The sequence below is a fragment of the Micromonospora sp. NPDC023644 genome (genome assembly GCF_040640115.1).
GTDB lineage: Bacteria > Actinomycetota > Actinomycetes > Mycobacteriales > Micromonosporaceae > Micromonospora.
In genome coordinates, this window is the sequence record NZ_JBFABA010000003.1 from 216988 (window position 1) to 236600 (window position 19613).

At 74.4% G+C, this 19613-nt stretch carries 17 protein-coding genes; 6 read left to right on the top strand and 11 right to left on the bottom strand.

Annotated elements, in window-relative coordinates:
- Positions 1 to 43 precede the first annotated feature (43 nt).
- The 3 genes from AB0G08_RS04005 to AB0G08_RS04015 form a co-directional block, all read right to left on the bottom strand.
- A complete protein-coding gene (locus tag AB0G08_RS04005) occupies positions 44 to 643 on the bottom strand; it encodes a hypothetical protein (protein WP_358082722.1) in 600 nt (199 codons plus the stop codon).
- Between the two features lie 112 nt (positions 644 to 755).
- A complete protein-coding gene (locus AB0G08_RS04010; RefSeq protein WP_358082725.1) occupies positions 756 to 1001 on the bottom strand; it encodes a flavin reductase in 246 nt (81 codons plus the stop codon).
- Positions 1001 to 1282: a hypothetical protein gene (locus tag AB0G08_RS04015; protein WP_358082728.1), complete on the bottom strand. Its 282-nt coding sequence runs from the start codon at positions 1280 to 1282 to the stop codon at positions 1001 to 1003. Before AB0G08_RS04015 ends, AB0G08_RS04010 begins: the two co-directional genes overlap by 1 nt.
- A 403-nt stretch (positions 1283 to 1685) precedes the next feature.
- On the opposite strand from AB0G08_RS04015, the gene AB0G08_RS04020 reads away from it, so the two are divergent.
- Complete coding sequence (locus tag AB0G08_RS04020) at positions 1686 to 2453, top strand: DUF5753 domain-containing protein (RefSeq protein ID WP_358082731.1); 768 nt, start codon at positions 1686 to 1688, stop codon at positions 2451 to 2453.
- Positions 2444 to 2635 carry a DUF397 domain-containing protein gene (locus AB0G08_RS04025; protein WP_358082734.1) on the top strand — a complete coding sequence of 64 codons (192 nt, stop codon included), beginning with the start codon at positions 2444 to 2446 and terminating at the stop codon, positions 2633 to 2635. The genes AB0G08_RS04020 and AB0G08_RS04025 overlap by 10 nt, the downstream gene beginning before the upstream one ends.
- Before the next feature lie 169 nt (positions 2636 to 2804).
- Here the strand turns inward: AB0G08_RS04025 and AB0G08_RS04030 are convergent, their stop codons facing one another.
- From AB0G08_RS04030 to pdhA, 5 genes are all read right to left on the bottom strand, one after another.
- Positions 2805 to 5240, bottom strand: a complete 2436-nt coding sequence (locus tag AB0G08_RS04030; protein ID WP_358082738.1) for a hypothetical protein — start codon at positions 5238 to 5240, stop codon at positions 2805 to 2807.
- A 342-nt stretch (positions 5241 to 5582) separates the two neighbouring features.
- Positions 5583 to 5720 carry a hypothetical protein gene (locus tag AB0G08_RS04035; RefSeq protein WP_165947779.1) on the bottom strand — a complete coding sequence of 46 codons (138 nt, stop codon included), beginning with the start codon at positions 5718 to 5720 and terminating at the stop codon, positions 5583 to 5585.
- Positions 5721 to 5978: 258 nt separating this feature from the next.
- A complete protein-coding gene (locus tag AB0G08_RS04040) occupies positions 5979 to 7436 on the bottom strand; it encodes a dihydrolipoamide acetyltransferase family protein (RefSeq protein ID WP_358082927.1) in 1458 nt (485 codons plus the stop codon).
- A gap of 5 nt (positions 7437 to 7441) precedes the next feature.
- Positions 7442 to 8431: an alpha-ketoacid dehydrogenase subunit beta gene (locus tag AB0G08_RS04045; protein WP_358082741.1), complete on the bottom strand. Its 990-nt coding sequence runs from the start codon at positions 8429 to 8431 to the stop codon at positions 7442 to 7444.
- Positions 8431 to 9606 (bottom strand): pyruvate dehydrogenase (acetyl-transferring) E1 component subunit alpha, encoded by a 1176-nt coding sequence (gene pdhA, locus AB0G08_RS04050; protein ID WP_358082744.1) that lies wholly within the window; start codon positions 9604 to 9606, stop codon positions 8431 to 8433. Before pdhA ends, AB0G08_RS04045 begins: the two co-directional genes overlap by 1 nt.
- A 554-nt stretch (positions 9607 to 10160) precedes the next feature.
- Here pdhA and AB0G08_RS04055 point away from each other — a divergent pair.
- Both AB0G08_RS04055 and AB0G08_RS04060 read left to right on the top strand, forming a co-directional pair.
- Positions 10161 to 10946 carry a hypothetical protein gene (locus AB0G08_RS04055; RefSeq protein ID WP_358082747.1) on the top strand — a complete coding sequence of 262 codons (786 nt, stop codon included), beginning with the start codon at positions 10161 to 10163 and terminating at the stop codon, positions 10944 to 10946.
- A gap of 194 nt (positions 10947 to 11140) precedes the next feature.
- Positions 11141 to 11692, top strand: coding sequence for a phosphatase PAP2 family protein (locus AB0G08_RS04060; protein WP_358082750.1), 552 nt, complete (start codon positions 11141 to 11143; stop codon positions 11690 to 11692).
- A gap of 186 nt (positions 11693 to 11878) precedes the next feature.
- Here AB0G08_RS04060 and AB0G08_RS04065 read toward each other — a convergent pair whose 3' ends face one another.
- The 3 genes from AB0G08_RS04065 to AB0G08_RS04075 form a co-directional block, all read right to left on the bottom strand.
- The gene (locus AB0G08_RS04065; protein WP_358082754.1) at positions 11879 to 13099 is read right to left on the bottom strand and encodes a hypothetical protein; all 1221 of its coding nucleotides are present in this window, start codon (positions 13097 to 13099) and stop codon (positions 11879 to 11881) included.
- Positions 13100 to 13212: 113 nt separating this feature from the next.
- Complete coding sequence (locus AB0G08_RS04070) at positions 13213 to 14898, bottom strand: GTPase (RefSeq protein WP_358082757.1); 1686 nt, start codon at positions 14896 to 14898, stop codon at positions 13213 to 13215.
- A complete protein-coding gene (locus AB0G08_RS04075; protein ID WP_358082761.1) occupies positions 14895 to 16736 on the bottom strand; it encodes an ABC transporter in 1842 nt (613 codons plus the stop codon). The genes AB0G08_RS04070 and AB0G08_RS04075 overlap by 4 nt, the downstream gene beginning before the upstream one ends.
- Before the next feature lie 223 nt (positions 16737 to 16959).
- Between AB0G08_RS04075 and dnaK the strand changes: the two genes are divergently transcribed.
- Positions 16960 to 18828, top strand: coding sequence for a molecular chaperone DnaK (gene dnaK, locus AB0G08_RS04080; protein ID WP_358082764.1), 1869 nt, complete (start codon positions 16960 to 16962; stop codon positions 18826 to 18828).
- Between the two features lie 48 nt (positions 18829 to 18876).
- Complete coding sequence (grpE, locus tag AB0G08_RS04085) at positions 18877 to 19605, top strand: nucleotide exchange factor GrpE (RefSeq protein WP_358082767.1); 729 nt, start codon at positions 18877 to 18879, stop codon at positions 19603 to 19605.
- The last annotated feature ends 8 nt before the right edge of the window (positions 19606 to 19613 follow it).

The window sequence follows — 19613 nt, forward strand, 5'->3', positions numbered from 1 at the left end:
CCCGGACGACAGCGGCGAGCCGGAAAGACCCATGGCGGCACCGTCAGAGGTCGAGCCGGATCTCCCGGATCGCCTGCTGAACCCAATGGTTTCCGTCGGATGCTTCCAACCGTGCGAGCTCTCGCTGGAACTCTGGTGCCCTGGGCTCGAGGACGCCCAGGAGTTCCAACGCGCCGATCCTGGCTCCCACATGTGATGAAGACAGCCAGGGATAGTAGGCCGCCCGACCGCTGTGGATGATGGCCCGGATCCGGGTGACGAACTCGGACAGGTGCGTGTCACCAGGGCGCAGGGGCTCGGGATGGAATGGGCCGTCCTCGCCGACACAGCTCAGCAGGAGGTTGAGCGCCTCGGTGGCCACCTCGGGCCGTCCACCGCGACACAGTTCGATGAGGAACGGAGCGGCCGGTTCGGCGGTGCGGAAGTACAGGCCGGAATGGCCGTGGATCAGGGCGCCCTTCAGCGCCTCGCCCCACTCGCGTGCCGCCCGGCCTTCCGCCGTCGCCAGGCCGCGGATCAGGTCTGGGATCTCACACGCGTCGCGTGCGGCGTCTCTGGGATCGCGCGGTCGGAACCTCGCCCAGTCGACCGAGTCCAGCCCCGCGAAGGGTTCGGGACGCGAGCCAGGCGGCGAAGCAACCATCGAATCAGAGTACGGGGACCACGTGGGTTAAGGCGTGGCGCGAAGGTGCCTGAACGAGGCTGCTCGGTGGTCGCCCGATGGGCCCGTCGGCACCCGAGTTACGAGACGTCCCTCAGCGGGCGCGGGCCCAGCCGGTGAAGCGCTCCGTCAGGTCCGCCGGCGGATTGCCGTGATCCAACTCGGCGAGTTGCCCGGCGGCCTCCTCGCACAGCCCCGCGAGGTGGACCATCAGCGCGTCGCGGTTCTCGCGGTACTTCGCGAGGAGGAGAAGCTTCGCCGTCGAGCAGGGCCACGCCACCCCGCAGGCGCTGCACCGCCAGGTGGGCCGGCTGGGGACGTGGGCGCGGACGTGCACCATCAGCCCACCGCCAGGCGAGAGCGGGCCGGTGGCCGGCGGGAGAGAGTGGGCCGGGCCGGGGCCGGCGCGGTGACGACCCACTCAAGGCCCTCGCGCAGGACGAACAGCTCGCGCTTCGCCACCGCGCGGCCCTTGGCGTCGAGCTGGTAACCCTCGAACCAGAGCCAGCCGTACGGCGGGAAGCGGTCGGAAAGCTCACGGATCACGCGGACGCGCATCGGGGTCACGAACTGCGGCGACGCCGCCCGGGTCAGGCTGAGCACCTCGCCGGCTCGCAGCATCCGTACGGGAGGTGGCGTCCGGGCGGTCACCGCAGACCCCGGTTGCACCGGGCGGACCAGCGCGACGCGGGGACGACGTTGCTTACGCGCCCGGGCCCCCGGTACGGCGGGATGAGGGGACCGATCGGCCCCGGGACGACCGGGCGGGCCGGCGGCGAATCGCTCTCCGGTGCGGGTGTTGGCTTCGGTCTCTCATCGGGCATCGCTTCCCCCTCGTGCGGCGGTGGTGGGAGGGGCCGCCCGGCTGCTCGCCCAGGGCGGCCCCGTCAGCGCGACCGGCGGGCTCCCATCGCCTCCACCGGCTCACGCCGTCTAAGAAGCACCCTGCCGAGGGTTGTCGGACAATCACACAGCGTTGTCTAATCTCTTTCGGGCAACTGATTTGTTCTCGGGAAGGGCTGGCATGAACCACGCCTTTGTCGCGGCGCTCGCCGAGGCTGGCCACACGGCGGAGAGCCTTGCAGGTCACATAGGAGTTCACCCGAAGACGGCGGCACGCTGGGCAAATCCTGGACACATTCCGCAGAGCCGGCACCGCGTCCAGGTAGCAAACCTGCTGGGGCGAGATGTGGACACCCTGTGGCCGGACGTTGGGCGGCGACGTGAGCCGGTCTGGTTCCGGCCGTGGGTGGACATCGAACGAGAGGCGGCCACCCTGCGCGCGTTTGAACTCGCGTGGGTGCCCGGTCTTCTCCAGACCGAGGCGTACGCGCGAGCGACGCTCGCGGGCGGCGTACTGACGGCCGACGCCATGAACGATCTCGCCGACGCGCGAATCAGCCGGCAAGCGATTCTCAGACGCGAGCGCGGCCCCCTGCTGGTCGCCGTGCTGGACGAGGGGGTCCTACGTAGACGAGTCGGGGATGACCGGTCACTCATGGCAGATCAGCTCGCGTATCTCGTCTCATGCGCCGAACTGCCGACTGTGCAACTGCACGTCGTTCCCGCCGACGCGCCCAGCTATCCGGGGCTGGACGGGCCCTTCACCATCGCCGACATGTCGGACGGGACTCGGGTCGCGCACGTCGATAGCCCGGCGCAGGCTCAGATCCTGGATCAGGCATCCGACCTTGTTACGCTTGAACGACGTTGGGAACGCATTCGCGGGGAGGCGCTTCCCCGGGGGCGGACTCTGAATCTCCTGAGAGAAGCGGCGAGATCATGGACCTGACCGGCGCGCAGTGGCGCAAGAGCACGAAGAGCGGCGGCAACGGCGGCAACTGCGTCGAGGTCGCCGACAACCTTCCTGGCGTCGTAGGGGTACGCGACTCGAAGGACCCGACCGGCCCGGCCCTCGTCTTCGCCCCGGCCGCCTGGCGCGCCTTCGTCGCCCAGGTCACCGAACGGTCCTGATCGACCAGACGCGCGAGAGCGCCCGTCCCCCATGCGGGGGCGGGCGCTTTCGTTTCGTGCGACGACACGCGGCGCTGGCGCTGTCGGTGTTCGCGGCCGCACGACGCCGCCCTTCGGAACGACGACGGCGGGGCCCCGGCTTCCCGTGGCCCCGCCGTCGTCGTTGTAGCTACTGACCTGCCGGCTTGAGGCAGAGCACCCGGTTGCTCCCGCCGCCCTGGAGCACGATGTGCGGCTGGGTCGGGTCGGCGCACTTGTCCTTCGCGTCCACCTTGGAGACCACGGTGAAGGCGCCCGCCTCGCCGCACTGCGCCGCCGCCGCGCTTTCGCCCGACTTCTTGACGCAGCTGCCGACCGCCGGGTCGAACGCCGGGGCCTTGTCCTCGCCGCCGACCTTGCCGAGCAGCATGAGCAGGCCCAGCGGCACCGCCAGGATGAGCACCGCCGCGACGAGCACCGCGGCGAGCACCCGGCCGTTGCGCACCTTGGGCGTGGGGGCCTCGGTCTTCGGCTCCGCGATCGGCTTGAACGAGTCGAACCGGTTCTGGTCCTGCTCCGAGCCGCCCTGGTCCCAGGAGGGGCCGGACTGCTGCGGGGGCGGCGGGAAGGCCGGCGGGAACGCCCCGCCCGGCGCGTGTTCGGTCGTCGGCGCGGGCCCGTAGCCGGGTGCCGCGCCGCCGGCTGCCGGCGTACCGAAGGGGTCGGCGGGGCGGTCCGCGTCGTCGTGCGGCCGGACCCCGTTCACCGGTCGGTTGCTGGCCGGTGCGTCGACGAAGGACGGCACACCCGGCGGGAAGGCCGGGGGCGCAGCCGGCGAGGCGGGCGCCACCGGGGCGACCGCGCCGAAGACGGCGGTCCCGCTCGGCGCCCGGTCCCGGTCGTCGAAGCGGGCCTCCGGTCCCTGGTCGAACTGGTTGGCCTGGCCCTGGTCGAACCGCGGCTCCTGGCCGAACCGCGGGTCCGGCTCCTGGCCGAAGCGCGGGTCCGGCCCCTGGTCGAAGCGGGGCGCCGGCGCGTGGTCCGGGCGGTGGCCGCTCGGGTCGTCCTGCTCCGGCTCGTCCGCCGGCTCGGGGCGGGCCGGCCGGCCGTAGACCCGGGGCTGCGGCGCGGGCGTGCCGCCCGGTCGCAGGGCCTGGTCGGCCGGCGGCAGCACCCGGCTGGCCAGCGGCACCGAGGCGCTCGCCGAGACGCTGCCGGCGGCCGGTTCGGCACCCTCCGGCGACGGTACGGCGGCCCGCCCGCCCGCCTCCGGCGAGGTGCGCGGTGCGGGGACCACGGGACCGGCGGGCGACTGCGGCTCGTCGTGCCGGGAGCCGGGCTGGGCCCAGGCCGGCTGCTCCTGCTCGTACGCCGGCAGGCCGCCGTCCCGGCCGGGCTGCTCGGGGGCGAACTGGGCCGGCGGGGTGTAGTCGACCGGCGGGGCGGCGGCCAGGCTGGCGCCGGGCACCCGCTGCTCCTGCGGCGGCAGCGGCACGGCGTTGGCCGGCGAGATGCCGGGCCCGGGTGCGGGCTGGTAGATCGGCGGCTCCTCGGCCCGTTCCGGCTCCCAGCCGTTGCCGGCCCGGCCCGGGGCGGGCTCGCCGGCCTCGGCGCGGCCCCACGCCTCGTCCGCCGACCACGGCTCGACGTCCGGTACGGCCGGACGCTCGGCGGCGTTGCCGGCCCACTGCGGCGGGTTCTCCGCAGCGGGGCCCCACGGCTTCGGCCCGCCGTCGCCCGGCACCGGGACGGAGGCCCGGCCGGGCGGGGTGGAGGTGGGCTGTGCGGCGCCCCAGCCGTTGGCGTCCCGGTCGTCGGGCTGCGGCGGCACGGACGCCGCACCCCGTGCGGAGCGCTCGTCGCGGGGTGGCCACTCGTCGCCCTGGGGCTGGTCGTCCCGGGGCGCGTCGTCGCGGGAGGCGGCCCAGGCTCCCGCCGGGCGCTGCTCCGCACCGGCGTCCCAGCCGGGCTGCTCGCCCTGCTGCTGCTCGCCGCCGGCCCAGCCGCCGGAGCGGTTCGGGTCGTCCTGCTGCTGTCCCGGGTTCCAGCCGTTGGCGGGGTCCTGAGGGGACTCGGCGTTCCAGCCGCCGGAGCGGTTGGGGTCGTCCTGGGCGGGCCAGGGCTGGGGGGCGGGTGCGGCCTGCGGGACGCGGGCGGCGCCACGGGCGGCGGGCTCGGGCTGCGCCCAGGCGGGGGACGCCTGCTCGGCCGACGCCCAGGCCGGCTGCTCCGGGGCGGCGTGCGGCGGCTGCGGGGCGGCGTGCGGCGGCAGCGGCGGCGGCGGCGGGGCGGCGGCCCAGGCCGGGCCGGACTGCTCCTGCGCGCCCGGCCACGCCGGCTGCGGCGATCCGCCGGCCGGTCCCCACTGGCCGGGCTGGGGCGGGTCGGTCTGCTGTGGCGCCTGGGCGGCCCACGCGGGGGCCTGCTGCTGCTCGCCCTGCGCGCCCCAGGCGGGCGGGTTCGGCCGCCCCGACGGGGGCGGGGGCGCCCAGCCCAGGTCGGGGGCGCCAGCGCCGTAACCGTTGTCCTGCGGTGCCGGGCGGTCGCCGTACGGCGCCGGTCCGCCGGCGCCCGGCGACACCTCGTCCGGCTGCTGGCCGGGGTGGTGCGTGCCCTCGGACGTCATGCGTGCGCCTCCTCCATCACCTGTCGGCCGCCGCTGCCGATCGGTCTGCTCGGCAGGGTGGCCGGCGTCGCCGGTGTACCGGCCGTGCCGGCTCCCCGCACCGTATCCGGTGACCGCCCGAGGGCGCCCGGGGAGCACGGCCGTCACTCCCCGTGGCCGGATGGTGTCGAGCGGCTTCTATCGACTCGACTGCTCCGGGTCGGCGGGCGACGACCGAAGCCCACCGTACCGGGCGCTGGGGCGAGGTGGAATCCCGGTGTCAACCGCTGCGAAACGCCGACGACCCGCCCGGGCGGACCGGGCGGGTCGTCGATCTGGAGGAGGTGAGAGAGGTCCTGGGCGTCAGCTCATGTGACGCTGGGCGATGGCGAGGATCTCTTCGCGGACCGCGGGCGAGTTGGCGGAACGCAGCGCGTGCTCGATGGCACGGGCGCGGCGGTTGGCGTCGCGGCGGTTACGGATTCGCTCGATCATGCTCACGGGTCTCTCCTCCTGGCTATTCGGTTGTCAGCCCCTTGATGTCTCCATTGAACCCCAAGACGGCCGCAACTTCCATTGATTCTTAGGTGAGCTGGGACACCCGCCGAACAATCGAAGGTCTGCGAGCCGTCTGGCCGACGTTTCCGTGTGCCGGCGGTGAATGGCCGGTGTGCCGGGCGTGAACCCCGCGCCAACGGACACGGCCGGTGTGCCGGGCGTGAACCCGTGCACACCGGCCGTGGCTGGTGTCGAGACCGGTCAGGTCCAGGCGAGCAGCGCCGCCTCCGGATCGGCCAGGAACTCCCCGATGTCGCGCAGGAACTTCGAGCCCAGCTCACCGTCGATGATGCGGTGGTCGAAGGACAGGCCCAGCGTGGTGACCTGACGCGGCCGGACCTTGCCCTTGTGCACCCAGGGCATCTCGCGGACCGCGCCGAAGGCCAGGATCGCCGACTCGCCCGGGGGCAGGATCGGCGTGCCGGTGTCCACCCCGAACACGCCGACGTTGGTGATCGTCAGCGTGCCGCCGGACATGTCGGCCGGCGAGGTCTTCCCGGCCTTGGCCGTCTGCACCAGGTCGGTCATCGCGTCCGCCAGCTCGCGCAGCGAGAGCCGGCCGGCGTCCTTGATGTTCGGCACGATCAGCCCGCGCTCGGTGGCCGCCGCGATGCCCAGGTTGACGTAGTCCTTGACGACGATCTCGTCGCCGGCCCAGGTCGAGTTGACCATCGGGTGGCGCTTGACCGCCAGCAGCACCGCCTTGGCCACCAGCAGCAGCGGCGAGACCCGCACGTCGCGCCACTCCCGACGGTTGCGGAGCCGGTCCAGGGCCTTCATCGCCCGGGTCACGTCGACGGTGAGGAACTCCGTGACGTGCGGCGCGGTGAACGCCGAGCGGGACATGTTCTCGGCGGTGAGCTTGCGTACCCCCTTGACGGGGATGCGCTGCTCGCGGTCCGCGCCGAAGCTCGCGGCCGCCGTGACCGGAGCCGACACCGCGAGCGGCTCGGCCGCCGCCGTGGCCCCGCTCGCCGCCCGCTGTACGTCCTCCCGGGTGATCGAGCCCAGCGGGCCCGAACCGGTCAGCGTGGCGAGGTCGACGCCGAGGTCCTTGGCGAGCTTGCGTACCGGCGGCTTGGCCAGCACCGGCCCACCGGCCGGGCCGTGACCGTTCGACGGCGCGGTGACCACCGGGGCGGGCGGCGCCGGCGCGACGGGTGCCACCGGGGCCGCCGCCTGGGCCGGCACCGGGGTGTCGCCCCTGCGGGGGCGGCGCTTGGCCGCCGTGTTCCGCGGGCCGTAGCCGACCAGCACGGCGGTACGCCCACCCGGGGCGGGACCGCCGATCAGGCCCGGCTCGACCGCGCCCTCGGCCGGCGCCACCTCGACCGCGGCCAGCGACGCCGCCGACGGGGTGGGCAGGGCGGCGGCCGGCGCACCGGTCGTCGACGCCTCGATCGGGCCGGCGCCCGGGTCGGTGTCGATCGCGATGATCGGCGTGCCGACCTCGACCGTGCTCCCCTCCGGGTGGAAGATCGCCTGCACCTGGCCGGCCCACTTCGCCGGGATCTCGACGGCCGCCTTGGCCGTCTCCACCTCGACGATCGGCTGGTTCAGCTCGATGACGTCACCGACCTTGACCAGCCACGCGAGGATCTCACCCTCGGTCAGGCCCTCGCCCAGGTCGGGCAGGTTGAACTCCTTGATCCGCGACATGCCGCTCACCAGCCGAAGGTGCGGTCGACGGCGTCGAGCACCCGGTCGAGGTCGGGCAGGTACTCCTCCTCCACCCGGGCGGCCGGGTAGGGGGTGTCGAAGCCGGTCACCCGCAGCACCGGGGACTCCAGGGAGTAGAAGCACTCCTCGGTGATCCGGGCCGCGATCTCCGAGCCCAGGCCCAGGTTGCCCGGGGCCTCGTGCACGACCACGCAGCGGCCGGTGCGCTTCACCGACTCGTACGCGGCGGTCAGGTCCAGCGGGGAGAGCGAGCGCAGGTCGATGACCTCCAGCTCCCGGCCGTCCTCGGCGGCGGCGGTCGCCGCGTCCAGGCAGGTCCGCACCATCGGCCCGTACGCCAGCACCGTGGCGTCCGTGCCGGTCCGCACGACCCGGGACGAGTGCAGCGGGTACGCCCCGGACAGCGGGGCGTCCAGGTCGACCGGGCCCTTCTCCCAGTAGCGTCGCTTCGGCTCCAGGAAGACGATCGGGTCGTCCGAGGCGACGGCCTGCTGGATCATCGTGTACGCGTCCTGCGGGTTGGCGCAGGAGACCACCTTCAGGCCGGCGGTGTGGGCGAAGTACGCCTCGGGCGACTCCGAGTGGTGCTCGACCGCGCCGATGCCGCCGCCGAACGGGATCCGGATGACCATCGGGATCCGGACCTTGCCCTGCGAGCGGTAGTGCATCTTCGCCACCTGCGACACGATCTGGTCGTACGCGGGGTAGACGAAGCCGTCGAACTGGATCTCGCAGACCGGCCGGAAACCGCGGATGGCCAGGCCGACCGCGGTGCCGATGATGCCGGACTCGGCGAGCGGCGTGTCGATCACCCGCTGGTCGCCGAAGTCCTTCTGGAGGCCGTCGGTGATCCGGAAGACGCCGCCGAGCTTGCCGACGTCCTCGCCCATGATGACGACCTTCGGGTCGTTCTCCAGGGCCCTGCGCAGGCCGGTGTTGAGGGCCTTGCCGAGGCTGAGCGTCTCCGTGGCCATCAGTGGGCGCTCCCCTCGAACGACTCCATGTAGCTGGTGAACTGCGCCCGCTGCTCGTCGAGCTCGGGGGACCCGTGCGGGTAGACGTGGTCGAACATCGTCACCGGCTCCGGGTCGGGCATGGCGAGCACCCGCTCGCGCAGGTGCACCGACTCGGTGCGGGCCTGCTCGTCGACGGCCGCGAAGAAGTCCGCGTCGGCGATCTGCTGCTTCTCCAGGAACGCCTTCATCCGGGCGATCGGGTCCTTCGCCTGCCAGGCCTCGACCTCGCTGGCGATCCGGTAGCGGGTCGGGTCGTCGGAGGTGGTGTGCGCGCCCATCCGGTAGGTGTAGGCCTCGATCAGGCTGGGGCCCTGGCCGAGCCGGGCGTTGTCCAGCGCGTGCCGGGTCACCGCGTACGACGCGAGCACGTCGTTGCCGTCCACCCGGACGCCGGGGAAGCCGAAGCCGCCCGCCCGCTGGTAGAGCGGCACGCGGGTCTGCCGCTCCAGCGGCTCGGAGATGGCGTACTGGTTGTTCTGGCAGAAGAACACCAGCGGGGCGTTGAAGACGCTGGCCCAGACGAACGCCTCGTTGACGTCGCCCTGGCTGGTGGCGCCGTCGCCGAAGTAGGCGATCACCGCCTCGCCGTCCTCGGTCCCGGTCTTGCCGTCCATGTGGACGCCCATGGCGTACCCGGTCGCGTGGAGGGTCTGCGCCCCGATCACGATCGTGTACATGTTGAACTTGAACTCGTTCGGGTCCCAGCCCCCCTGGTCGACACCCCGGAACAGGCCGAGCGGCATGATCGGGTCGATGCCCCGGCAGTAGAGGACGCCGTGCTCCCGGTAGGTCGGGAAGGCCATGTCCTGCGTACGCAGTGCGCGTCCCGAGCCCACCTGCGCGGCCTCCTGGCCCAGCAGGCTGGCCCACAGGCCCAGCTCGCCCTGGCGCTGCAGCGCGGTGGCCTCGGCGTCGAGCTTGCGGACCAGCACGAGGTCGCGGTAGAGCCCGCGGTACTCCTCGTCGGTGAAGTCGACGCGGTACTCGGTCCCGTCCGGGCCCGTCGCGCTCTCGATCCGCTCACCCTCCGGGGTGAGCAGCTGCACCAGCTGCGGGTCGCCGGTCGCACCCTTCCTGGACCGGGGTGCGGCCCGTCGGCCGCGACTGGAGACCCCGGGGTCGCCCTTTGCCATCCGTCTCTCCCTGTCTGTCTGCGTCGGCACCGGGGGGTCACCCGGCCGCGCAACTCGTGCGCCTGCCCGGCTGGTGCCGGACGGGTTCCTGGCGGCCGCGCCTAGCCCCGGTAAGGGTTGCCGCGCGGCGTGAGCCGGATTCTTGGCCGAACCCGGTTCGGGAGCGCCGGCGCCCAGCCGCGCCTGCCGCGGGGGTGCGCGGAGGTCGTGGCTGCGTTGCCGTCGTGGTCCATATTCGCATCACACGTGAGCGCGCCCACACTGCGCCTGTCCCGCGCCGTGGTGGTGGCCCGCTTCGTCGCATGAACGGCCCGGTGTCCGTTGCATCGACGCCCGGCCGATCCGGCGGTGGTTCGTCACCGTTCGGCCATATACGCGTGTCGACACGCTGTACAGGGTTGGCCGACGCAACGTCACTGGTCCAGGCTGATTGGCGCGGGATCGTCCGCGTCGGGCGGTTTGCCGCTTCCACGTGTCCGGGCGGTACGCCGGGCGCTCCGGGGCGGTCGCCGTACCGGGCCGTCCGCCGCCGAGCCGACGAAAGGGAGTGCGTGGTGTCCGAGCCAGCCCAAGATCCCGCCACTCCCTTCCTCGGCCGGCATCGCGCCCCCGGCGGCTACCGGAGACTGGTCGGGGCGCACCGGGCTCCCGGCTCGGGCGGGCCGTCCCGGGGCTACCTGTTCACGGTGGCGCTGCTCGCCGGCACCGCGTCGATGCCGGTCCTCGCCGCGGTCAGCACCGGCTCCGCCACCGTCGGCAGCACGGCCCTGCCGGACAGCAGCACCCCGTTCCTGCCGACGCCCTCGGTCGGCCCCGTGGTGATCCCGGTGCCGGCGACGGGTCAGCCGCCGGTCGTCCCGTCGACCCCGTCCCCCGCCGTGGCCACCCCGGGCGACTGGTGGATCGTCCCGCCCTTCCCGCGTACGCCGATCGTCGCCGCGCCGGCCCCGCCGCCGGCGCACCGCCCGGCGGCGCATCCGAAGCCCCCGCCCCCGCCCCGGCCCGGTGGCCGGCCGGCCCCACGTCCCCCGGCGAGCCCGTCCCCGAAGCCGTCCCCGTCCCCGAAGCCGTCCCCGAGCCCGTCGCCGTCACCCACGCCGAGCCCGAGCCCGAGTCCGGCACCCACGCCGAGCGGCGAACCGACGTCGGTGGAGCCGACGGGCAGCCTCTCGCTGCCGCCGCCCGAACCCACGGCGACCCCGGCACCCAGCGCGACCGACGGTCCCGGCCCGACCGTCGACCCCGGCCCGACCGTCGACCCCGGCCCGACCGTCGACCCCGGCCCGACCGGCGGTCCCGGCCGGAGCGGGCACCAGGCGGGCCGGTCACGGGTACGGTGACGGTCGACGGCAGGTGATCCACGGCCGGGCCCGGCCCTGGCGGAGCGCCGGGCTGCGGACGGGGACGGGTCCGGGCGGCGGCCCGGTGGAGCAGAGGCGGGGCGCTGAACGGGACGGGCGGTTCGGACGCGGAACCCCAGACCCGTCCGGCCGCCGCGCCGCCACCCGGCCGGGGCCTCCGGCTCGCCCGGTTCGTGACCGAACTGACCGCGCCCGCGGTGCTGGTCTCGGCGCTGACGCTGGCGGTCGGCTGGCACAGCGCCCAGGGCGCCCACGGCCTGGCCTGGGGGCTGCTGGCCACGCTCTTCGTCAGCGGGATCCCGTTCGCGTACATCCTCGGCGGGGTGCGGCGGGGCCGGCTGACCGACCATCACGTGGGTGTCCGCGAGCAGCGCCGGGTCCCGCTGCTGTTCGGGCTCTGCTCGGTCGCCGCCGGGCTGGCCCTGCTCGCGGTGCTCGGCGCGCCGCGCCCGGTGCTGGCCCTGGCCGCGGCCGGACTCGTCGGCCTGGTGGTCGCCGTGACGGTGAGCCACTGGTGGAAGATGTCGATCCACTCGGCGGTGGCCGCCGGGACGGTGGTCGTGCTGGTGCTCACGTTCGGGGCCGGGTTGCTGGCGACGGCGCCGCTGCTCGTACTGGTCGGCTGGTCCCGGGTCCGCCTACGCGACCACACGGTGCCCCAGGTGGTCGCCGGGCTCGCCCTGGGCGCCCTGGTCGCCGCCCTGGTCTTCGCCCCCCTCCGCTGACCCGCCCCGACCCCTCTTCCCTCCCGCCCGACGATGCGCATCCCCGCCAAGGCCGTCGATCATGCAGTTGTGGTGCTCCGTAAAAGCCGCGCAATGCTGCTTTTCGCCCACCACAACTGCATGATCGACGCGCGCGGGGAGGGGTGACGCGCGCGGGAGGGCCGGTGCGGGGTGGGGGTGGGTGGGTCAGGCGGGGTCGTCGGTCAGGCGGTGGCGGTTCGCCTCGATCCAGGCGTCGAGGGCGGCCGGGTCGTCGGGGTCGACGCCGTCGGCCATCAGCTGCGCGACGGCGGCGGTGGCGGGGCTGCGGCGTTCGCCGGTGCTGTAGAGGCGGGCGAACTCCGGCACCATCTCCTCGATGGCCGTGTCGGTCTGCGCCGCCGCCTGCTCGGGCAGCCCGCGCTTGCGGGCGGCGTACCCGGCCCAGGCGCGCAGCACCCGGGGCAGCAGTGCGGCGTCGTCCATGTCCAGCACCGCCCTCCGGTGCACCCAGTCGAGCAGGAACAGCCCGGCCACGGTGGGGCTCCACCGCATCGGGTCGGCGTCCGGGAAGCTGGCCGCGTGGTCCAGCAGCAGGCTGAGGCAGAAGTGCAGCGAGGCCAGCTCCGCCCCGTCGATGGCGTCCAGGCCGAACCGGGCCGCCTCCGGTGCGGCGAGGAACCGGCGGACCAGGTCCGTACGCTCGGCGGCGGAGAGGGGCTCGGCGGCGGGCGTGGCCGCCCCGGCCGCCTGGGGCAGCAGCGCCAACCGGGCGCCGAGCAGGGCGCGGTCGGTGGCGAGCGAGCCCTCCCCGGGCAGCTCGGTCATGCCGTCGGTGATCGCCAGGTGGCGGGTCACCTCGGCGCGCATCCGGGCCGGCTCCTCGTCGCGGAACCAGGTCAGCTCGTCGCCGGTGCACATCTGCCGGACCTGGTCGAGGATCCGGTCGGGCGGCCCGCCGACGAAGACGTCCTTGGTGATGCCGATGTTGTGGTCGAGCAGCGTCACCACGGCGTGCGCCGAGCCACCGGCCGGGTCGTCGTAGGCGAAGGTCGCCAGGTAGGAGGTCTGGTCGCCGTACACGTCGCCGTAGGACCAGCAGCCGGTCAGGTGCACGCGGCCGAGCTGGGCGGCCCAGGCCGGGGTGGCGGCGCCCGGGCGGACCCGGCCGGCGCCCTCGGCGTCGGGCACCAGCGCGGCGAAGACGGAGCGGATGGTGGTCGCCGCGGCCGAGCGGCGGCGGGAGGTGGCGGCCAGGAAGCCGGCCACGAAGTCCCGGACGGCGGCGTCTCGCTCGGTCTCGGCGACCGAGTAGACGCTGCCCAGCAGGGCCGCGCCGAGCATCTCCGCGTCGAGGGCGTTGTCCAGCTTGGCCACGTCGCGGGCGGCGTGCAGCACCGCGTCGTACGGGGTCTGAGGCGTTCCCATCCACCGACCCTACGCCGCCGCCCGCCTCCGGACGGTACGAGCGACCCGAGCGTCCGGCACGCGTCGCGGCGCCACGCCGCCGACCTGCGGTTGCCGGGGGACGGGATTCCGGCTCAGCGGCCGGCGGCCTCCCCCAGCGCCGTGCGGGCCTCGGTGTAGGAGGTGAGCACCGCGCGTACCGGCGTCAGCACGTGCTCCTCGCCGACCGTCGCCACCGCGGCGGTGAGGCGCCGTTCGGCCCGGCGACGGGCCCGGCGGGCCGCCCAGCGGACGACCGGCCTGGTCAGGGCGGCCACCAGCAGCCCGGCGAGCAGGCCGCCCAGGAGCAGCAGGGTGGGCAGCGGCACCTCGCCGACCATCGGGTGCTCCAACGCCGGCAGGCCCAGCGCGCGCAGCCCGTAGCCGAGCGCCAGCCAGCCCAGCCCGGCCAGCGCGGCCAGGGTCACCAGCCACTGGAGGCCGCCGACGATCCGCCACCAGAACGGTCGCCGGTCCATGCCGAGGTCCGTGCCGGCCACCGCGCGGTCCAGCGCGTCCGGCAGGTCGCCGAGGCGGGACCGGGCGGCGGCGGTCACCGCGGCCGGCCAGGCGGCGGGCAGGTCCGCCCCGGCCCGGTCGGCCACCGACCGGATCGCCAGCCCGAGCGCCGAGCGCTGGGCGGCGGTGGGGTCGGGCACCGAGGTCGCGGCGACGAGGCTCTCCGCCGGTTCGTCGCGGCCGGCGGCCGGGCCGGGCAGGTGCAGCCGGCGCAGCGGGTCGGGCCGCAGCCGCCGCCAGCCCCGGACCAGCGGCCAGCCGGTGGTGGCGCCGCCCCGGTGCCGGTACGCCTGCTCGACCGCCTCGGCGACCGCCGGTACCCCGGCCGCGCCGGCCAGCGCCCGGTGCAGCGCGGTGACGGCGGCGTCGTCCGGCCCGCCGGCCGGCGAGGCGCCCCCGACCAGCTCGTCGAGCCCGGCCACCACCGCGTCCACGTCGCCCTGGAGCCGCCGCAGCGCGGCCTGCCGCTCGGCCACCGTGCGTTCCAGCGCCTCCCGCAGCCCGGCCATGCCCGCCGGGTCGACGGCGGTGGTCGCCAGCAGCGGTACGCCGTCCAGGCCGTCGGCGTCGAGCAGCCGGCGCAGGTCGGCCAGCACCCGGGGCAGCTCGGCCGGCGGCAGCCGGTCGGCCTGGTTGAGCACGACCAGGGTGACGTCCCGGTGCCGGTGGAACTCGCTCAGGTAGCTGGTGTGGATGACGCGGTCGGCGTACTTCTGCGGGTCGACCACCCAGACCACGAGGTCGACCAGGCCGAGCAGTCGGTCCACCTCCAGCCGGTGGGACCGCTGCACCGAGTCGAAGTCGGGCAGGTCGAGCAGGATCAGCCCGCGCAGGGAGGACTCGTCGTCGGCGTCGAGCACGCTCTCCCGGACGAACCGGTGCCGGGGCAGCACGCCGATCCAGTCGAGCAGCCGGTTGCCGCCGTCGAGCGGCCCCCAGACGCAGGCGTGGGTGACGCCGGTGGTGGGGCGGCGCACGCCGACCGACGAGAGTTCCATCCGGGCGAGCGCGTTGAACAGGCTGGACTTGCCGCTGCCGGTCGCGCCGGCGAGGGCCACCACGGTGTGGTCGCGGGAGAGCGCCAGCCGGGTGCCGGCCCGCTCGACCAGGGTGTGCGCCGGCACGAGCTGCGCGTCCGGCAGGTGGCCGTCGACGACGGTGAGGAACCGGCGTACGGCGTCGAGGCGGGCGATGAGCGCGTCGGCGTCGACCCGCTGCTCACCGCGGAACGCCTCGCGCATCCGCCCGACGATGTTGGTCATGTCCCCTCACCCTCGGTGCCGGGCAGGCCCGCGACGCTCGCGCCGGCGAGGCCGCTGCGGTTCCGGGCGATCTCCACCCGGTTGGCGGCCCCGCGCAGCGCCTCCGCGGTGTCCGCGGCGGGCCGCGCCTCCGCGGTCCGGTCCAGGTAGCGGGCGGCCTCGTCGTCGAGCAGGGCCCGCACCCGGTCCAGCAGGTCGGCCCGGGCCTTGGCGGCCAGCGTACGCACGGCCTGGTCCCCGAAGATCGCCTGGAGCACGGTCTGCGCGGCGACGGTCGTGCCGGCCCCGGTGGCCAGCTCCAGCCCGGTGGGGATGAACGCCGTCGAGGCGAACACGGCGATCATCACGGCGAGCCCGGTGGCGTTCACCGCGTACGCGGCCGTCCGGGCCACGAAGCGGCGGTCGCCGCCCTCGGCGCGGACCAGCTCCAGCACGCCGCGCTGCCACTCCCGCACCAGCCGCTCGGCCCGCTCGGGCAGGTCGGCGGCGGGATGGGCGAGCCCCGGTTCGAGCAACGCCGCCCCGGCGGGATGGGCCTTCCATCCGGTGTACGCGTTCTCGGCCGCCTCGGCGGCGACGCCCCGCAGCAGGGTCACCAGCTGGGACTCGATCGCGTCCCGCAGCTCCGACGCGGGCGCGGGCCGGCCGGTGACCGCCGCCACCACCCGGTCGCGGATGCGCCCGATACGGGCCTCCAGGGTGCGGAAGAACTCGCCGGTGCCGACGAACTCCTGCCAGCGGGCGAGCACCTCGCCGCGGAGCAGCCGACCGTCCTTCAGCCCCTGCTCGACGGTCCGGTGCGCCCCCCGGTACGCGGCCCGCACCCGCTCGTCGAGCGCGTCGGCGGCGGTGACCTGCTCCTCGGCGGCGTCGGCGAGCCCCTCGACCGCCGGGTGCAGCGCGGCGAGCGCGCCGTCCAGGGTCTGCCGGACCACGGCGGCGCGGGCGTCGGCGTCGGCGGCCAGCCGCGCGAACCAGGCGGCGAGCGGCGCGGTGACCCGCTCGGGCAGCAGGCCCTGCCCGTCGACCCAGGTCTCCGGCAGCACGAAGAGCGGGGCCGCCCCCAGGTCCTGCGCGGCGAGCATCTCCGACAGGTGGGCGGCGATCTCGTCGGCCGCCTCCGGGGGCACCCGGTCCAGCACCATGGCGATGACCGCGCCCCGGGCCCGGGCGCTGCGCAGCAGCTCCCAGGGGACCGCGTCGGCGTAGCGGGCGGCGGTGGTGACGAAGAGCCAGAGGTCGGCGGCGGCCAGGAGTTGGCCGGCGAGGGCCCGGTTGGCGTCGACCACCGAGTCGATGTCGGGGGCGTCGAGGAAGGCCAGCCCGGCCGGCAGGGCCGGGGCGGTGACCAGTTGCAGGGTGCGCGGATCCTCGCTGGGCTCGGTGGTGCGGGTCAGGCCGGGCAGCAGCTCGCCCTTGCGGAACCAGCCCGAGTCGGCCGGGTTGCAGACCAGCACGGGGGAGCGGGTGGTCGGGCGGAGCACCCCGGCGGCGCTCACCCGCGCCTGCACCAGGCTGTTGACCAGGGTGGACTTGCCCGCGCCGGTGGACCCGCCGATCACCACGAGCAGCGGCGCGTCGAGCCGGCGCAGTCGGGGCAGCAGGTAGTCGTCGAGCTGGTCGGTGAGGCCTGCGCCGGAGCGACGGGCGGGCTCGGCGGAGGGCAGCGCGAGCGGGAACCGGGCCGCCCCGATCGCGGCGCGCAGGTCGGCCAGTGCGGCGGGCAGGCTGTCGTCCCCGGTGGTGGCGGGCCGGTCCTCCCCGGCATCCGTGGGGCCGGTGCGGGCTGCGACGGTGGGCGTGCCGGCCGGGATGGCGGGATCGCCGTGCGTCGTCACCGCTAAAGCGTGCCCGACCGACGCAAGGGAAGACAACCGGTCGGTAAGAACCTGGGGTTGCGTCGGGTCGACTCAACCCCGACTTGACGATTTCGCGGGGCGTGGCACTATTGAGTCAAGTTCACTCAACTTGTGGTGGGGTCGCTGCGGGCGACGCCCGCCGGGCAGCTCGACGGGCGTCGCCCGTCACCTGCCCACAACGTGATGAAGCGAGGAAGCGAAGATGGCACGTGCGGTCGGTATCGACCTCGGCACGACGAACTCCTGCGTCAGCGTCCTGGAGGGCGGTGAGCCCACCGTCATCGCCAACGCTGAGGGCTCGCGGACGACCCCGTCGATCGTCGCGTTCGCCCGCAACGGCGAGGTGCTCGTCGGTGAGGTCGCCAAGCGCCAGGCGGTGACCAACCCGGACCGGACGATCCGCTCGGTCAAGCGGGAGATCGGCACCAACTGGTCCGTCGACATCGACGGCAAGAAGTACACCCCGCAGGAGATCTCGGCCCGCACGCTGATGAAGCTCAAGCGGGACGCCGAGGCGTACCTGGGCGAGCAGATCACCGACGCGGTGATCACCGTCCCGGCCTACTTCAACGACGGCCAGCGCCAGGCCACCAAGGAGGCCGGCGAGATCGCCGGCTTCAACGTGCTGCGGATCGTGAACGAGCCGACCGCGGCGGCCCTGGCGTACGGGCTGGACAAGGGCTCCAAGGAGCAGACCGTCCTGGTCTTCGACCTCGGCGGCGGCACCTTCGACGTGTCGCTGCTGGAGCTGGCCGAGGGCGTCGTCGAGGTCAAGTCGACCAGCGGTGACAACAACCTCGGTGGCGACGACTGGGACCAGCGGATCATCGACCACCTGGTGAAGACCTTCCGCGGCGAGCACGGCATCGACCTGGGCCAGGACAAGATGGCCCTGCAGCGGCTCCGCGAGGCGGCCGAGAAGGCCAAGATCGAGCTGTCCGCCGCCACCACCACCAACATCAACCTGCCGTACATCACGGCCGGCGCGGCGGGCCCGCTGCACCTCGACGTGACGCTCAGCCGGGCCGAGTTCCAGCGAATGACGCAGGACCTGCTGGACCGCTGCAAGGGCCCGTTCGAGCAGGCCGTGAAGGACGCCGGCATCAAGGTCTCCGACGTCGAGCACGTCATCATGGTCGGCGGCTCGACCCGGATGCCGGCCGTGACCGACCTGGTCAAGCAGCTCACCGGCAAGGAGCCCAACAAGGGCGTCAACCCGGACGAGGTCGTCGCCGTCGGCGCCGCCCTCCAGGCCGGTGTGCTCAAGGGCGAGGTCAAGGACGTCCTGCTGCTCGACGTGACCCCGCTGAGCCTGGGCATCGAGACCAAGGGCGGCATCTTCACCAAGCTGATCGAGCGCAACACCACCATCCCGACCAAGCGCTCCGAGGTCTTCACCACGGCGGACGACAACCAGCCGTCGGTGCTGATCCAGGTGTTCCAGGGCGAGCGGGAGATCGCGGCCTACAACAAGAAGCTCGGCACCTTCGAGCTGACCGGCCTCCCGCCGGCGCCGCGCGGCGTGCCGCAGATCGAGGTCACCTTCGACATCGACGCCAACGGCATCGTCAACGTCCACGCCAAGGACCTCGGCACCGGCAAGGAACAGAAGATGACGATCACCGGCGGCTCCTCGCTGCCGAAGGACGACATCGAGCGGATGCGCCGCGACGCCGAGGAGCACGCCGAGGACGACAAGCGTCGCCGCGAGGAGGCCGAGACCCGCAACCTGGCCGAGGCGCTCCAGTGGCAGACCGAGAAGTTCCTGGCCGAGAGCGGCGACAAGCTGCCGTCGGAGTCCCGTGACCAGATCAACGAGGCGCTCGGCGAGCTGCGCGGCGCGCTCGGCGGCCAGGACATCGAGAGGATCAAGTCGGCGCACGAGAAGCTGGCGCAGGTCTCCCAGCAGGCCGGCTCGCTGCTCTACAGCCAGCAGGGCGAGCAGCCGGGCGAGGCCGGCCCGGGCGCGGCGGGTGCCGCGGGCGCCGGGGCGACCGGCGGCGCGCAGGCCGGTGGCGCGGACGACGTGGTCGACGCGGAGATCGTGGACGAGGACAAGGACAAGAAGTGACGGTTCGTCCCCGGACACGGAACCACGGCAGAGGGATGAGGTAGCCCCATGACGGAGAAGCCACGAGCTGCCGCCCCGGGTGCGACCGGGTCGGCGCCGGGTGGCTCCGCGCCCGCCGAGCAGGCCGGCGACGGGCCGCGGGTCGTCATCCGTAACAACCGCAAGATCAGCGAGACGTCCGAGCCGGCCGCCGCCGACGCCGGTTCGGACGCCCCGGCCGAGGGCCTGGTCGAGGAGGCCGAGGTCGTCGTCGACGAGATCGAGGTCGAGGCGGCCGAGGTGGTCGGCCCGCCGGTGGTCGACGCCCCGGCGCAGCCGGTGGACGGCGGCCCGACCGCGCTCGGCGCCGAACTCGAGGCGCTGCGCAAGGATCTCGACGAGCGGACCCGGGACCTGCAGCGGGTGACGGCGGAGTACGCCAACTACCGCAAGCGGGTGGACCGGGACAAGGGCCTGGTCACCGAGCAGGCGACCGGCGCGGTGCTCGCCGCGCTGCTGCCGATCCTCGACGACCTGGACCGGGCCCGCGAGCACGGCGACCTGGTCGGGCCGTTCGGCACCGTGGCCGAACAGCTCACCACGGCGCTCGGCAAGTTCGGGCTGACCCCGTTCGGCGAGCAGGGCGACCCGTTCGACCCGACCCGGCACGAGGCGGTCGCCCACCAGACCTCGGCCGACGTCACCGAGCCCACCTGCGTACAGGTGATGCGCCGGGGCTACCAGGTCGGTGAGCGGCTGTTGCGGCCCGCGATGGTCGCGGTCGCCGACCCGGAGTAGTGCGGAAC